This window comes from Haloarcula sp. MBLA0138 (assembly GCF_055632455.1).
This window is the reverse complement of the sequence record NZ_CM145746.1, coordinates 2,672,216-2,686,534: the sequence shown is the minus strand read 5'-3', so window position 1 is coordinate 2,686,534 and position 14,319 is coordinate 2,672,216. Positions and strand designations below refer to the sequence as shown.

Here is a 14,319-nt window from a genome sequence, read left to right as displayed (position 1 = left end):
CCTCAGGCCTGGTCGGGGAGCTTGTTGCGCTCCTCTTCGAGGCGGCGCTCGCCCAGCGTGAAGTAGTTGTTCGGGGCGACGAAGGTGTCCTGCCCGAACTCCGAGAGGACCATGTTGATGAAGGCCGCTTCCTTCATCGAGGTGCCCTCCCACGTGTACATGTGGAGGTCGCGCGAGAGCGGGTAGTCTCGGGAGTCGAGCCCGTTCTGGTCGTCCTGATACGCGTAGGTCGTCCCTTCCCACTCCAGCGCGATGGGGGCGAGACCGCCCGTGTTGATGAACGCCAGCGCGAGGTAACTGATGGCGTTGTCGGCCTGCGCGATGGCCTGTGCGAGGCGCTGGTTCTGACCGTAGCGGTTGGCGACGCTGGTGTCCTCCTCGGGGTTGCCGAAGACGTTGGAGACGAAAGAGGTCCGGGTCCCGGAGCCTTTCACACGGCCCAGCACCTGAATCTCGCGGTCCGGGCCGCCGAGTTCGGTCCAGTTGGTGATGCGACCCTTGTAGAGGTCTTTCAGCTGCTGGCCGGTTATCTGCTCGACGCCGGCGTCGGCGATCTCCTGCGAGACGACCAGCGGCTGGCCGTCGACGGCGACGACGTGGTCGACGAAGCTCTCGTAGGAGTCCCGGTCGGGGAGTTCGTTCTCGACGTTCCCCGAGGAGTTCCCGAGGTCGAGTTGGCCGTCCCGGACCTTCTCGACGCCGGTCCCGGAGTGGGACAGCGCGACGGAGACGGTGAACGGCGGTTCGCCGTCCGAGCCGGCCTCGAAGCCGTAGAGGCCCGCCCAGTAGTTGGCGAGAGCCATGTCCGTGTCGATGCCGTACTCGCCGTGGGGCCAGTACTCGGTGTCGCTGGCCGGGCGGTTGGCGTTCCAGTAGGACGCGGCCGTGTTCGCGACGGGGTAGACCGTCGAGGACCCGCCGGCTTCCAGCGGGCCGGTACCGCCGGAGCTGCTGCCCGAGTCCGTGCTCTCCTCGGTCTCGACGGACTCGGTGTCCGCGGAGCCGTCGGAACCGCTGTCGCCCTCGGTGCCGCTGCCGCCGTCGCCGCTGGAACAGCCGGCGATGGCCGCGATGCTGGTGGCACCCGTCGTCGCGATGAACTTCCGGCGCGATACCCGGTCTGACAGCCGCGCTTCGTCGCGTGTCATCACCAGAGACGGGTTGTCGAACTATTAAACTCGTTTATAATAGGGGTATAGGCGGCTATGACGGGTCGGTACGCCGATAGACCGTGGGTAGAACTATATACCACTACAGTACCGTCGGGAGAACGGGCCACGACGGGGTCCTCGTGTGCGCGCCGCGGCCGCCCGATGGCCGGTGGTCCGAGACTCGTTTAGGTCGCTCGAAAGTGTCTCTAGGCATCCCTAATCGATTAATTATATTACATGTTGGGACGTAGGCGTACCTGTATGAGCGCCGAAGGACTCGAACGGCAGACGCGTAGCTACCTCAGCAACAACGTCCCCCAGATTCAGGACCACGGCGGCAACTTCGAGGTGCGGGACGTGGACGAAGCGGCCGGCACCGTCACCGTCGCTATCGGCGGGGCCTGCTCGGGCTGTGGCATCGCGCCGATGACCATGAACGCCATCGAACACCAGCTTCCGGATGACATCGACGGGGTCGACGAGGTCGAAGTCGTCCGCACCGGCGGCCCGCGCGCGGCCGTCATGCCCTCGAAGACCGAGGACATGGAGGAGATGAACGAGTACGAAGACTACGAACCCCCGTTCTGAGCCGCGGTGGGGCCGTTCGGTCCCACCGGCGTCGCGCAATCCCGCGGAGCGACCGCGAAACCGTACACCACGCTGACCCGGCGGGCGGCGCGGGCCGGCGGTTTCCCGTACACTATTAAACGGGCGAGCGAACGCCTTCGCCACCGCTTTCAGCCGCCGAGAACGCTTCTCACGGCCTGAACAGCCGCATTCCGGTATATGTGTTCCCAACGCAGAGTTGCACCTGTAGGAGGCCACCGCGATGTCATCCATCCCGACGGCGACCAGACGGCGCGTGTTACAGGCTCTCGGTGTCGGCTCGGCGGCGCTGGCCGGCTGCGCCGAGGCTCCGGGCACGCCGACTGAACAGGCATCCGAACGGACCACCCCACAGGAACCAGCGATGAACGCCGCACAACAGCTCGACACCGACCGTATCGCCGCCGACCCGACCGACGTTCCCGACCCCATCTCCCGCTCGTCCCCGACGACGGTCAGCCGGGAGCTGACGACCAAAGAGCAGGTCGCGGAGGTCGAACCCGGCGTCACCTACACGTACATGACCTTCGACGGGCAGGTCCCCGGCCCGATGATTCGGGTGCGGCAGGGCGACACCGTCGAGTTGACCGTCACCAGCGATTCCAGCAACTCGATGCCTCACAACGTCGACCTCCACGCCGTGCGGGGCACCGGCGGCGGCGCGGAGGCGTCGATGGTCGCGCCCGGTGAGACCGAGACCTTCCGGTTCAAGGCCACGTACCCCGGCGCGTTCATCTACCACTGTGCGGTCCCGAACATGGACATGCACATCTCCTCGGGGATGTTCGGGATGATAGTGGTGGAGCCGAAGGAGGGGCTGCCCGAAGTCGACCACGAGTTCTACTTCGGCCAGCACGAACTGTACACGACCGGCGAGGCCGGCGAGGAGGGCCACCACGACTTCGACATGGAGTCGATGGCGGCCGAGGACCCGACCTACGTGCTGATGAACGGCGAGAAGTACGCCATCACGCCCGACCGGTACGGCTCGCCCAGCATACAGGTCGGCGACACCGCGAGGGTGTTCTTCGTGACCGGCGGCCCCAACCTCGACTCCAGCTTCCACCCCATCGGAAGCGTCTGGGACGAGGTGTACCAGCAGGGGGCGCTGGCCGGCCCGGCCAACAAGTACGTCCAGACGACGCCGGTCAAACCCGGCTCCTGTGCGGTGGCGACCCTGCACGCCGAGGTGCCCGGTCCCATCAAGCTGGTCGACCACGCGCTCTCGCGGGTCACCCGCAAGGGGATGCTGGCGATCATCAACCGCGAGGGGCAGGCCAACCCCGAAGTGTTCGACCCCGACCCCTGACCGACGGGGAGCGCGCGCCGCGGCGGCACACACCGGCGACGTGACGGCGTCGCCCGGGCCGGCCGCCGTCGGTTAGCGGCCGCGAGTTGGCCGAGGTAAAGTAGAGCTGTTTTTCGAGCGTTCCCTTCCCCAATCCCCCGCATTCAAGAGGTATCTCAGAGGGTATAGACGCGTATTTGGGGAGAGTTCGAAGAGTGAATCGCTTTCCATCAGAGTTCGAAGATATGGACACAGAATCAGAGTTTTGTATAGGTGCGCTACCATTACAAGACCATATTCACTACTTCTAAAAACAGTTGCCGCAATCTCGCCACAGAAAGACGACTGACGCTGCGAGCCGCTGTCAGTCGAGCTCGACCGGCCGCCCGGCCTCGGCGCTCTCGTAGATGGCGTCGATGGTTTGCATGACCGCGACGCTCTCCTCGCGGTCGACGCGGGGCGTCTCGCCGGCGGCGACGCAGTCCGCGAAGTGTTCGATTTCGCGGCGGTAGTGGTCGGCGGGTTCGAAGCGCTCGGTCACCTCGCGCTCGCCGACGCCGTAGGTCAGTTCCGTCGCGTTGTCGACGCCCACGTCGAAAGTCGGCTCCGCGCGGAGCCAGCCGTCGGTCGTCTCGACGCGGTAGTACTGGGTCAGCGGCGTCTCGAAGCCCGACTGGAGGCGGGCGCTCGCGCCGTCACCGTACTCCATGACACACGCCATCTCCGTCTCGACGCCGCAGTCGCGGCGGTCCGTCGTCGTCGCGTACACCCGCTCGGGGTCGCCGAGGAACAGGCGCGCGGCGCTGACGGCGTAACAGCCCACGTCCATCACGCTGCCGCCGTCGAGGGCCGGGTCGAGGCGGATGTCGGTCGCGCCGTCGGGCATCCGGAAGGTGAACGTCGACGTGACGTTCCGGACCTCGCCCAGTTCCTCCTCGACGACCTCGACGGCGCGCTCTGTCAGCGGGTGGTAGCGGTACATGAACCCCTCCATGAGGGTGACGCCGCGCTCCTCGCAGTAGTCGAAGACCGCCGCGGTCTCGGCCGCACTCGCGGTCAGGGGCTTCTCGCAGACGACGTGGAGGCCGGCGTCGGCGGCCGCCCGGACCCACTCGGCGTGGTGGCCGTTGGGCAGCGGGATGTAGACGGCGTCGAGCGAGTCGTCGGCCAGCAGCGCGTCGTATCCCTCGTAGCTCTCGGGGATGCCCAACTGCTCGGCGACCGCCGCCGCTCGGTCCCCGTCCCGGGAGGCGATGGCCGCCACCTCGTGGTCGCTGTGCTGGATGCCGGGGATGACCGAGTCAATACCGATGTCAGCCGTACTGAGGACGCCAAAGCGCATACCCCAAGGCCGGCCGAGACGGCCATAAGTGTTGCCGTCCGCTAGGAGTAGGTGACGTTGAGTTCGATGACGTTGGCGACCTCCAGCACCTTCCCGGCGAGTTCCTCGCGGAAGCGCTCGCCGCGGAGCCGGTTGGTCGGCCCGGAGGCGCTGATGGCACCGATGACCTCGTCGCCGTCGTCCCTGACCGGCGCGGCGACACAGCGCAGGCCGTCGATGCGCTCCTCGTCGTCGAAGGCGACGCCGCGCTCGCGGATGTCGGCGAGCGCGTCGTCGAGTTCGCTCCGGGTGCCGATAGAGCGGTCGGTCGGCGCGTCCAGCCCGTGGCGGTCGACTATCTCGTCGACCTCCTCGGGCGGGAGAAAGGCGAGAATGGCCTTCCCCAGCGCCGTCGTGTGCAGCGGGACCCGGGTCCCGACGTGGGCCTTCACGCGGACCGCTTGGTCGCCGTGGGCGCGGTAGAGATACGTCCCGCGGCCGTGTTCCTCGACGAGCAGGTTGGCGAGTTCGCCCGTCTCGTCGGCGAGGCGGTCGACCTCGGGCTTGGCTATCTCGAACAGCTGTTGGACGTGGCGCGCGTACGCGCCGAGTTCGAGAAAGCGGAGTCCGACGCGGTACTCGGTGTCGTCCCTGACCACGTACTCCTCCTGTTCGAGCGTGCTGAGGTAGTTGTGGACGGTGCTCTTGGGGACGTCGAGGTGTTGTGCCAGCTCCGTCACGCCGGCCCCGTCCAGCGCCTTCAAGGCGTTGAGTATCTCGAAGGTCGTTGCAACCGACTGGAGTGGGTTCCGGGCTGGCGTGGGCATACCCACATCATCGTGACACGCCTACAAAACGGTTGCCGTCAGTCGAGCATGACCACGTCGCCGGTCTCGGCGGCCTCGTGGACCGCGCGGATGAGCCGCATGTCCTGCAGGCCGTGGCGGCCGTCGGCGACGATGTCCCCGCCGGTGAGCACGCGGTCGGCGAAGTAGTCGAACTCCTCGCGCATCTCCCGCTGGGCGTCGACCGCCGCGTCCTCGACGGTCACCGAGCGCTCGCCCCGCGAGAGGTGGAGCCGACACGTGCCGTGAAACGCCGGGCGCAGGTCTATCTGGCCCTCGGTCCCGGTTATCTTGAGTTGGGTGTCGGTCTGGGCGTTCTGGCTGGTCGTCGTGACCATCTTCACGCCGCCTTCCAGCGCCAGCAGCGACCCCGAGCGCTCGTCGGGCACGTCCGCGAACGCCTCGTGGTGGCTGCTCATCCGCGACTGCACCGCGACCGGGTCCCGGTCCAGCAGGAACCGGGCGGTGTTCAGCGAGTAGATACCCAAGTCCATCACGGAGGTGCCGTAGCCCGAGACATCGGGGTCTAACCGCCACTGGTCGTCGTCGGGAATCATCGACAGGAGCGACTGGCTGTTGTTGCCGTAGACCGACACTGGCTCGCCGATGAACCCCTCGTCGAGCAGGTCCCGCGCCCGCCGGACGGTCGGGTCGGTGTGCATCCGGTAGGCTATCATCAGGGGCACGTCCGCCCGCTCGCAGGCCTCGACCATCCCCTCGGCGCGCTCGACGGTCGCCTCCATGGGCTTCTCACAGAGGACCGCCTTGCCGAGGTCGGCCGCGGTCTCGACGTACTCCAGATGGTAGGCGTTGGGCGTCCCGATGTACACCGCGTCGTAGTCGTCGGCGGCGGCCCCGTCGTGGAACTCCTCGTAGCTGATGCCGTTCTCGACGCCGTTCTCGTCGGCCAATCGCTCGGCTTTCTCCGTCGAGGAGCTGACGAGCGTGGTCGCCGTACAGCGGTCGGCCTCGGCTATCGCCGGCAGCGCCTCGTCTATCGTCCACCAGCCCAGCCCCAGCAGGGCGAGGCGGACGGTCCCCTCCGTGGTGGTCTGCCAGTCCCGCTCGTCGTAGCTGTCGAGCCAATCTCGCATCGACCGTCGATACCGGCGGGTCGGGCTAAAAGCTTCGGAAAGGGCCGCTCCGGGCGGTCGCGGAAAGGGCGGACCCTACGCGTAGAGTTCCGAGACGTCGAAGACGGGCTTGCAGGTCTCGCCGTCGACGAACGCCTCGAAGGCCTCGTCGGCCTCCAGCAGCGAGAAGCGGTCGTCGACGAACGTCTCGCAGTCGACCGCGCCGCGGTCTATCAGGCGCAGCGAGCGCTCGAAGTCCTCGTACATCGACGCGTAGGAACACTGGAGGTCTATCTCCGAGCGGACCAGCGGCGAGTAGGGCATGGTCGTCTCGCCGGTCTGGCCGACGAGGACTATCTGGCCGCCCTTCCGGACCTCGTCAACGGCGGAGGGGAGCCCCGAGGGGTGGCCGGTCGTGTCGAAGACCACGTCGTAGCCGATGCCGTCGGTGAGCGACTCGCGGCGGGCGGCCGCGTCGTCCTCGGCGATGTTGAGCGTCTCGAAGCCCAGTTCCTCGGCCAGCGGCAGGCGGTAGGTGGCGTCCTGCCCGACGCCGGAGACGACGACGGTGGCACCCTGCGAGCGGGCGATTTGGGCAGTCAGGAGGCCGATGGGGCCCGGCCCTTCGACGAGGACGCGGTCGCCCGCGGTCACCCGGGAGTTCTCGATGACCGCCCGGGCACCGATGCTCGTCGGCTCGACCACGGCGGCGTGCTGCTGGGGCACCGAGTCGGGCACCGGGTGCAGCGCGCGCTCGGGGACGGCGACGAACTGCTCGTAGGCCCCGTCGTGGTCGACGCCGGTGATGACGGCGTCCTGACAGACGTTCGATTCGCCGACCTCGCACTGGTAGCAGTCGCCACAGCCCCGGATGGGACGCTCGACGACGCGGTCGCCGACATCGAACTTCGACACTGCGTCGCCGACCTCGACGACCCGGCCGGCGTACTCGTGTCCGATTACCGTCGGGAGTTCCATCCGCTCGAAGGCGGATTCGAACTCGTAGATGCCGGCGTCGCTGCCACAGAGCCCCGCGTAGTCGACTTCGACGAGTGCCTCGTCGGGCGCTGGCTCCGGGCGACTCCGGTCGACGAACTCCATTGCGCCGTGGCTACGGCGCACTTTTGCTAGGCCTCGCATACTCTCATCAAATCGACCGAGGCTAATAGTTCTGTGGTTCCGGGGCCGCCGTCCGCAAAGGTGAAATACGGCCGCGTCGACACCACGGCTATGGATTCCTACGACCACACGCCAGTCTCGCTCGACGGCAAGCGCGCGGTCGTCGTCGGCGGGACCAGCGGCATCGGACAGGCCATCGCGTTGGGGTTCGCGGCCGAGGGGGCCGACGTGATAGCGACCAGTCGCAGCGAGGACGCCGTCGCCGAGACGGCCGACGCCATCGAGAGCTACGGCGTCGACACCGCCCGGGTGACCTGCGACGTGACCGAACGCGAGACGCTCGACGACCTCCGGGAGACCGCCGAGGCCGAGCTGGGCGGTATCGACACCGTCGTCGCCTCGCAGGGCGCTATCTCCCGGGAGTCGGTGCTGGACATCGGCGACGAGGACTGGGATTTCGTCACCGACGTGGCGCTGGACGGCGTCCGCCGGGTGACGCAGGCGCTGGTCCCCGGGATGGACGGCGAGGGCGCGGTCGTCAACATCTCGTCGCTGGCGGCGCGGTTGGCGATGGCCGACCTGCCGGCCTACGCGGCGGCGAAAGGCGGCGTCGAGTCGTTCACGCGCGCGTCGGCCAAGGAGTTGGCCCCCGGGGTGCGCGTCAACGCGATAGCGCCGGGGTTCGTCATCACGCCACAGAACGCCGACACGTACGCCGAGGGCACCGAGAAACGAGCGAGCATCGACGAGCGGACGCCGCTGGGGCGAGTGGCCGACCGCGAGGAGATCGTCGGCGCGGCCGTCTTCCTCGCCAGCGACGCCGCGTCGTTCGTCACGGGCGAAGTGCTCACCGTCGACGGCGGGTTCGCCGACAGCGCGTTCTGAGCGCCGCGCGTTCGGAGCGCGTCGACCGCGGCGCTCTCTTCGTGACGTTTTCGACGTGTGACGGCTCGAAAAGCGGTACGTGAGGTAGTTTCGGGTGAGGTCGTAGCGGGTGGGTCGTGGCGGCTACAGCCGGAGTTCCTGCTCGACGAACTCCAGTTGGCGGTTGTGGAGCGCCTGACCGGTCCCCGCGTCGAAGACGTGGACCGTCTCGGGCGGGATGTGGACCGTCACGGTCTCGCCGGCGTCGACCTGCTCCATCCCCTCGGTCGTCGCCACGAGGTCTTCGGTCCCCTCGGTCTCGCCGGGGAACTCCAAGTGGACGACGTTCTGGTTGCCCATCGGCTCGACGACGGTGGCGGTCATCTCGAACTCGTGGGCGGCGTCGTCGCCGGACTCGCCGACTTCGATGTCCTCCGGGCGGACGCCGAGGACGAGGTCCGTCGCGTCGCCGACGGCGTCTGCGATGTCCCGCGGGAAGGGGTACTCGATGCGGTCGGTGACGAACGACGACCCCTCGCGCTCGCCGGTAAGGAAGTTCATCGACGGCTCGCCGATGAACTGGGCGACGAAGAGGTTCGTCGGCTCGTGGTACAGTTCGAGGGGGCGGCCGACCTGCTGGAGCTGGCCGTCGTTCATGACGGCGATGCGGTCGGACATCGTCATCGCCTCCGTCTGGTCGTGCGTGACGTAGACGGTCGTGACGCCGAGTTGCTCCTGTAGCTGTTGGAGTTCCGTGCGCATCTCCGCCCGGAGTTTCGCGTCCAGATTCGACAGCGGCTCGTCCATCAGGAACACTTCCGGGTCCCGGACGATGGCCCGTCCCAGCGCCACCCGCTGTTGCTGGCCGCCCGAGAGTTCGCCAGGGAGCCGGTCGAGCAGGTCCTCGATGCCCATCATCGACGCGGCTTCGGTGACCCGCTCGTCGATTTCGGCGTCCGAGAGGTCGGTGGCCTCCTCCAGCCCGAAGGACATGTTCCCGCGGGCGGTCTTGTGCGGGTACAGCGCGTAGGACTGGAACACCATGGCGATGTCGCGGTCCTGCGTGCGCACGTCGTTCTGGACCGCGCTGTCGAGCTTTATCTCGCCGTCGGTGATGGTTTCCAACCCCGCTATCATCCGCAGCGTAGTGGACTTCCCACAGCCAGAGGGACCGACCAACACGAGGAACTCGCCGTCGGGAATCTCGACGGAGATGTCGTCGACCGCGACTATCTCGTCGTCGCCGTCCTCGAACACCTTCGTCACGTCGTCGAGTATCAGGCGGGACATTAGACGTTCGTCACCTCCGTGGCCGCGGCCAGTCGGCGCGTGTGCAGCGCCTCGCCGCTCTCGGCGTCGAAGACGTGGATGTCGTCGGGGTCGAGAGTGACGACGACAGACTGCCCGGACTGGAAGATGTCGGTGCCGCTGGTCAGGGCGTGCAGCAGTTCCGTCCCGGCCGTGTCCTCGGGATGATTCAGGTGGACGACGTTCTGGTCACCGTGTGGCTCGACGACGGTCACCTCCATCGGGAACTCGTGGTCCCGGACAGGGCCGTCGTGCTCGTCGGCCAGTTCGATGGCGATGTCCTCCGGCCGGATGCCCAGCACCACCTCGTCGACGCCGTCGACGGCCTCGCTGATGTCGGCGTCGAAGGGGTACTCGATGAACTGGCCGTCGAACGTCCCGCGGTCGACGGTGCCGGTGAAGAAGTTCATCATCGGCTCGCCGATGAAGCCCGCGACGAAGCGGTTCGCGGGCGCGTGGTACAGTTCGAGGGGCTGGCCCACCTGCTGGAGTTCGCCGTCGTTCATGACGGCGATGCGGTCGGACATCGTCATCGCCTCCGTCTGGTTGTGGGTGACGTAGACGGTCGTGACGCCGAACTGCTCCTGTAGCTGTTGGAGTTCCGTGCGCATCTCCGCCCGGAGCTTCGCGTCCAAGTTGCTGAGGGGCTCGTCCATCAGGAACACCTCGGGGTCCCGGACGATGGCGCGGCCCAAGGCGACCCGCTGTTGCTGGCCGCCCGAGAGCTCCTCGGGCTTGCGGTCCAGCAGGTCGTCGATGCCCAGCATCGCGGCTATCTCCTCGACGCGCTCCTCGCGCTCGGCGTCGGTGTAGCCCGACTCCTCTTCGAGCCCGAACCGGACGTTCTCCCGGATAGTCATGTGCGGGTAGAGCGCGTAGTCCTGGAACACCATGGCGATGTCCCGGTTCTGGGGCACGCGGTAGTTCATGTGGTCGTCGGCGATGTAGATGTCACCGGAGGTGGGCGTCTCCAGCCCCGCCAGACAGCGCAGGGTGGTGGACTTCCCACAGCCCGAGGGGCCGACCAGCACGAGGAACTCGCCGTCGGCTATCTCCACCGAGAGGTCGTCGACGGCGGTGGTGTCGCCGAACCGCTTGGTCAGTTTGTTGATAGTTATCTCGCCCATCTCAGGCACCTCCCTCCGTCTGCAGACCCTTGGCGAACTGCTCGGCGAAGGCGACGTAGATGAGCAGGGTCGGAATGGCCGCGAGGAACGACGCGGACATCCGAATCCCGAAGTCGACGCCGGAGGTCGACGCCCCGACGGCGGGGAGGATGAGCGTCACGACGGCCTCGGGCGTGTCCGAGCCAGTGATGAGCGTGAACGCGAACAGGAACTCGTTGTATATCTGGGTGAACTGGTAGATGAAGACGACGCCGAACATCGGCTTCGAGATGGGAAGCAGCACGCGACGGTATATCTTCGAGATGGACGCGCCGTCTATCTTCGCCGCCTCGACCAGCGAGTTGGGGAGACTCTGGTAGTACGACCGGAACAGAATCGTACAGATGGGAATCCCGTAGGCGATGTGGGTTATCATCAGCGGGACGAGGTTGGCGTGGTAGGACTGCAGGAACGGCAGCGACCCGAACGTCGGTGCCAGCATGGACGCGAGCGGGAAGATGTTGTTCCAGAACCGCGCCAGCGGGACCAGCACGGCCTGATACGGCAGGAAGATGCCGATGAGGAACAGTATCAACATCGCCATCTGACCGCGCCAGCGGACCATCGTCAGCCCGTAGGCGGCCATGCTCCCGAACAGGACGCTCCCGATGGTGGCCGGAATCGCCATGAACAGGGAGTTGAAGAACGCGCCCGAGAGCTCGTTGAGCGCGAACCGGATGTTCCCGAGCGTGAAGCCGCTCGCGGACGGTGGGACGAGCGGAATCGACCGTGCGACGGCCTCGTTTGTCTTGAACGCGGTCATGAGGCCGGTCTGTAGCGGCGAGAGGAAGAACCCGATGAAGACGATGACCAGTACGTACTGGCCGATGCGTTTCAGGCTCACGTCCTCGACGAGCGATGCGACGTCGAAGGTCGAATCAGGTGTTGACTGTGACATGTTAGAGGCTCCCCTGTCTGTACTGGTAGTAGAGGTACGGCGCGATGACGCCGAGCGCGAGCAACAGGAGGTACGAGGCGATGGTTGCGGAGTAGGCCCACCGCCCGAACTTGAACGCTTCCCGGACCATCAGCGTCGCCAGGATGTCGGTCCCGGTCGGCGGCCGGTAGCGACCGGTCAGCGAGTACAGGAAGGTGAACGCCTTCAGCGCGAACACCATCAACACGACGGCCGCACTGACCGACGCCTCTTTCATCTGCGGGACGATGATGCGGAGGTAGGTCTTCATCGTACTCGCGCCGTCGACGCGGGCGGCCTCGAACTGGTCGTCGGGCAGGGAACGCAGACCGGCGAGATAGACGACCATCGTGTAGCCGCTGAACTGCCAGATGAGCGCGAAGATGACCGACCCCAACGCGATGGAGGGGTTCCCTATCCACTGTATCGGCTGGAACCCGAGCGTCGTCACGATGATGTTCAACAGCCCGTTGTTGGTGTTGAACATCCAGAGCCACATCTGTGCCGTGATGACGAACGAGAGGCTCATCGGTAGCAGATAGATTGTCTGTACCGTATTGTCGTAGCGGATGCCCTGGTCCAGCAGGATGGCGAGGAACAGTCCGAGGAACAGACAGATGGTGGTAAAGACCACGAGCAAGACGAGGTTGTTCTGTGCCGCGGTGAGGAACGCCTCGTTGCCCAGTACCTGTCCGTACATCTCGAGGTCGAGGTTGGTGTAGTCCGGCGGCGTCAGCCCCCGGGCGTCAGTCAGCGAGATGGCGAGGTTGAACCCCATCCCGCCGTAGACGGCGATGCCCATGATGACGAATGGGATGCCCCAGAACGGCGAGGACCGGACGAAGTCGCTGTTGAGGAAGTATCTGAGCTTCGTCTCCCAGTCGACTTCCTCGGACGACTGCGTCGTCGCCTCTGTGGTTTCGTGCGTACCCATAGCTATAGTGATTTCGCTCCTGCGTAATAAAAAGTGTAGTTATCGGCCCGACTATCCGGAGACGGCGTTCAACAGCGCGTCTGCAGCGGCTTCGACGTCGTAGGGACCCATCATGTCGTTGCTTATCGCCGTCTTACACGCGCCGAGTTGCTCGGGCGTCACGGCGAGTCCGTGCGCGATGGTCGGCGGGTAGCGCTCCGAGGTCGTCAGGTCCTCGTAGGTCATCGCGATGAACGGCCCCAGTTCGTCCGGGTCGACGTCGGTCCGCAGCGGGACGGAGCCTTTGAGGTTGTTGTAGGCGATCTGGGCCTCCTTCGTCCCGACGAACTTCTGCCACGCGATGGTCTCCTCGCGGGTCGGGTTGTTCGCGGGCGCGACGATGGAGTCGATGTGGTAGGTGTAGGTACCCTCGGTGCCGGGGAAGGGGACCCAGTCCCAGTGCTCCTCGAAGTTGAACGAGTCGTCGACGCGGAACTGGCCCGCGAGCCAGTTGCCTTGGTGCATGCAGGCGACCTCGCCGTTTATCATCTTCCCGCCCATGTCGGTGAAACTGGACGTGGAGGCGTCGTCGGTGATGTAGTTCTGCTGGATGTCGCGGGTGGTTTCGAGGGCGTCGATCATCGCGGCGCGGTCGCCGTTGCCCTCGATGAAGTCCATGTAGGCGTCGATGCCGGCCTGCCCCATCAGCACCTGCGCCCACAGTTGCAGGACGGTCCACGGCGCGACCATCGCCTGTCCCATCGGCACCACGTCGGTCTCTGACTGGATGGTGTCGAGGGCACCCATCAGCGCCTCGACGCTGTCGAGGCTCTCGGGGTCGACGCCGGCATCTTCGAACACCGAGATATTGTAGAACAGGTTGTTCATCCGGTGGGAACCGAGCGGGACGGCGGGCATCTTCCCGTTGAACGTGTTGAGTTCGATGGCACGCTCTTGCATCACGTCCTTGTAGCCCTCGGCCTCCCAGACGTCCTGTTCGAGGTCCATGAGGTTGCCGCGGTACCGTTCGAGGTTCTGGCCCGGCCAGTTGGCGAAGGAACTCATCGGGTTGCCGTTGACCAGCCGCCGGAGGATTGTCGCGTTCAGGTTGACGTTCGCGCTCGCCCCGACCGCTTGGAAGTTCGTCGACATCTCGGGGTACTCCTCCTGAAACACCTCGATGAGGGCGTTGACCGCCGCCTCGCCGTCACCGCCGGCCCAGCCGTGGAGCACTTCGAGCGTCTGGTCCCACTGCTGGCCACCCGAGCCACCCGAGCTGTCGGTGCCGCCCGAACCGCCCGAGCCGTCGGTGCCACCCGAACCGCCCGAACCGCCCGAGCCGCCGTCACCCGAACAGCCGGCCACACTGGCTGCGGCACCGATACCGAGCGCCGCGAGGTACTTCCGCCGGTGCATCGCCGCGTCTGAACTGTCACGTTCTACCATACACTATGCAGGTATTGCCAGTGATATATAAATGTACCGCAGATGGGTCGAGACGGTCGGTCGCGCGGGTCAGCCGGCGAACCGGACGGCGGGGAATCGAGGGCACAGAACTTTACCGACAGTGAACAGCAGGGGGTGTGGCGGCGACTACGGGGGCACTTCTCACTCCGTGTGAGTCGAGTTCACAGCCGACGTGACTGTCGTTGTCGACCGACGTAACGGCCCCAGTCGGCAGGTGTGCGGGCCGGGCGCGACACGACGGACGGATGCGTCGTTCACTATCGGAGAACGCTGGCGCGGCAG

13 protein-coding genes are annotated in these 14,319 nt (G+C 66.2%); 3 read left to right on the top strand and 10 right to left on the bottom strand.

The window, feature by feature from the left end:
• Window positions 1–2: 2 nt before the first annotated feature.
• Window positions 3–1,148 carry a substrate-binding domain-containing protein gene (locus ACV7JO_RS14330; RefSeq protein WP_470354090.1) on the bottom strand — a complete coding sequence of 382 codons (1,146 nt, stop codon included), beginning with the start codon at window positions 1,146–1,148 and terminating at the stop codon, window positions 3–5.
• Window positions 1,149–1,412: 264 nt separating this feature from the next.
• Between ACV7JO_RS14330 and ACV7JO_RS14325 the strand changes: the two genes are divergently transcribed.
• Window positions 1,413–1,739: a NifU family protein gene (locus ACV7JO_RS14325; RefSeq protein ID WP_470354089.1), complete on the top strand. Its 327-nt coding sequence runs from the start codon at window positions 1,413–1,415 to the stop codon at window positions 1,737–1,739.
• A gap of 241 nt (window positions 1,740–1,980) precedes the next feature.
• Window positions 1,981–3,066, top strand: coding sequence for a copper-containing nitrite reductase (gene nirK / locus ACV7JO_RS14320; RefSeq protein ID WP_470354088.1), 1,086 nt, complete (start codon window positions 1,981–1,983; stop codon window positions 3,064–3,066).
• Between the two features lie 343 nt (window positions 3,067–3,409).
• Here the strand turns inward: nirK and ACV7JO_RS14315 are convergent, their stop codons facing one another.
• The 4 genes from ACV7JO_RS14315 to ACV7JO_RS14300 all read right to left on the bottom strand — a co-directional run bounded on the left by ACV7JO_RS14315 (window position 3,410) and on the right by ACV7JO_RS14300 (window position 7,424).
• Window positions 3,410–4,387: a Gfo/Idh/MocA family protein gene (locus ACV7JO_RS14315; RefSeq protein WP_470354087.1), complete on the bottom strand. Its 978-nt coding sequence runs from the start codon at window positions 4,385–4,387 to the stop codon at window positions 3,410–3,412.
• Window positions 4,388–4,428: 41 nt separating this feature from the next.
• The gene (locus ACV7JO_RS14310; protein WP_470354086.1) at window positions 4,429–5,193 is read right to left on the bottom strand and encodes an IclR family transcriptional regulator; all 765 of its coding nucleotides are present in this window, start codon (window positions 5,191–5,193) and stop codon (window positions 4,429–4,431) included.
• A 38-nt stretch (window positions 5,194–5,231) separates the two neighbouring features.
• Window positions 5,232–6,305 carry a D-xylose 1-dehydrogenase Gfo6 gene (gene gfo6, locus ACV7JO_RS14305; protein WP_470354085.1) on the bottom strand — a complete coding sequence of 358 codons (1,074 nt, stop codon included), beginning with the start codon at window positions 6,303–6,305 and terminating at the stop codon, window positions 5,232–5,234.
• A 75-nt stretch (window positions 6,306–6,380) separates the two neighbouring features.
• Window positions 6,381–7,424: a zinc-dependent alcohol dehydrogenase gene (locus ACV7JO_RS14300; RefSeq protein WP_470354084.1), complete on the bottom strand. Its 1,044-nt coding sequence runs from the start codon at window positions 7,422–7,424 to the stop codon at window positions 6,381–6,383.
• 90 nt (window positions 7,425–7,514) lie between these two features.
• Here ACV7JO_RS14300 and ACV7JO_RS14295 point away from each other — a divergent pair, with 90 nt between their 5' ends.
• Window positions 7,515–8,288, top strand: a complete 774-nt coding sequence (locus ACV7JO_RS14295) for an SDR family NAD(P)-dependent oxidoreductase (RefSeq protein WP_470354083.1) — start codon at window positions 7,515–7,517, stop codon at window positions 8,286–8,288.
• A gap of 123 nt (window positions 8,289–8,411) precedes the next feature.
• On the opposite strand, the gene ACV7JO_RS14290 is transcribed toward ACV7JO_RS14295, so the two are convergent.
• From ACV7JO_RS14290 to ACV7JO_RS14270, 5 genes are read right to left on the bottom strand one after another with little or no spacing between them, the layout of a single operon-like run.
• Window positions 8,412–9,557 (bottom strand): ABC transporter ATP-binding protein, encoded by a 1,146-nt coding sequence (locus tag ACV7JO_RS14290; RefSeq protein ID WP_470354082.1) that lies wholly within the window; start codon window positions 9,555–9,557, stop codon window positions 8,412–8,414.
• Window positions 9,557–10,702: an ABC transporter ATP-binding protein gene (locus tag ACV7JO_RS14285; protein ID WP_470354081.1), complete on the bottom strand. Its 1,146-nt coding sequence runs from the start codon at window positions 10,700–10,702 to the stop codon at window positions 9,557–9,559. The genes ACV7JO_RS14290 and ACV7JO_RS14285 overlap by 1 nt, the downstream gene beginning before the upstream one ends.
• Before the next feature lies 1 nt (window position 10,703).
• On the bottom strand, window positions 10,704–11,639 hold the full coding sequence (locus tag ACV7JO_RS14280; RefSeq protein ID WP_470354080.1) for a carbohydrate ABC transporter permease: 936 nt from the start codon (window positions 11,637–11,639) through the stop codon (window positions 10,704–10,706).
• 1 nt (window position 11,640) lies between these two features.
• The gene (locus ACV7JO_RS14275) at window positions 11,641–12,591 is read right to left on the bottom strand and encodes a carbohydrate ABC transporter permease (protein ID WP_470354079.1); all 951 of its coding nucleotides are present in this window, start codon (window positions 12,589–12,591) and stop codon (window positions 11,641–11,643) included.
• Window positions 12,592–12,642: 51 nt separating this feature from the next.
• A complete protein-coding gene (locus ACV7JO_RS14270) occupies window positions 12,643–13,986 on the bottom strand; it encodes an ABC transporter substrate-binding protein (RefSeq protein ID WP_470355787.1) in 1,344 nt (447 codons plus the stop codon).
• Window positions 13,987–14,319 lie beyond the last annotated feature (333 nt).

What these genes read in the sequence shown, in the direction of transcription:
- ACV7JO_RS14270 (WP_470355787.1), bottom strand. Translation starts at nt 13,986, where the DNA reads ATGCACCGGCGGAAGTACCTCGCGGCGCTCGGTATCGGTGCCGCAGCC.
- gfo6 (WP_470354085.1), bottom strand. Translation starts at nt 6,305, where the DNA reads ATGCGAGATTGGCTCGACAGCTACGACGAGCGGGACTGGCAGACCACC.
- ACV7JO_RS14290 (WP_470354082.1), bottom strand. Translation starts at nt 9,557, where the DNA reads ATGTCCCGCCTGATACTCGACGACGTGACGAAGGTGTTCGAGGACGGC.
- ACV7JO_RS14275 (WP_470354079.1), bottom strand. Translation starts at nt 12,591, where the DNA reads ATGGGTACGCACGAAACCACAGAGGCGACGACGCAGTCGTCCGAGGAA.
- nirK (WP_470354088.1), top strand. Translation starts at nt 1,981, where the DNA reads ATGTCATCCATCCCGACGGCGACCAGACGGCGCGTGTTACAGGCTCTC.
- ACV7JO_RS14285 (WP_470354081.1), bottom strand. Translation starts at nt 10,702, where the DNA reads ATGGGCGAGATAACTATCAACAAACTGACCAAGCGGTTCGGCGACACC.
- ACV7JO_RS14295 (WP_470354083.1), top strand. Translation starts at nt 7,515, where the DNA reads ATGGATTCCTACGACCACACGCCAGTCTCGCTCGACGGCAAGCGCGCG.
- ACV7JO_RS14310 (WP_470354086.1), bottom strand. Translation starts at nt 5,193, where the DNA reads ATGCCCACGCCAGCCCGGAACCCACTCCAGTCGGTTGCAACGACCTTC.
- ACV7JO_RS14300 (WP_470354084.1), bottom strand. Translation starts at nt 7,424, where the DNA reads ATGCGAGGCCTAGCAAAAGTGCGCCGTAGCCACGGCGCAATGGAGTTC.
- ACV7JO_RS14330 (WP_470354090.1), bottom strand. Translation starts at nt 1,148, where the DNA reads ATGACACGCGACGAAGCGCGGCTGTCAGACCGGGTATCGCGCCGGAAG.
- ACV7JO_RS14280 (WP_470354080.1), bottom strand. Translation starts at nt 11,639, where the DNA reads ATGTCACAGTCAACACCTGATTCGACCTTCGACGTCGCATCGCTCGTC.
- ACV7JO_RS14325 (WP_470354089.1), top strand. Translation starts at nt 1,413, where the DNA reads ATGAGCGCCGAAGGACTCGAACGGCAGACGCGTAGCTACCTCAGCAAC.
- ACV7JO_RS14315 (WP_470354087.1), bottom strand. Translation starts at nt 4,387, where the DNA reads ATGCGCTTTGGCGTCCTCAGTACGGCTGACATCGGTATTGACTCGGTC.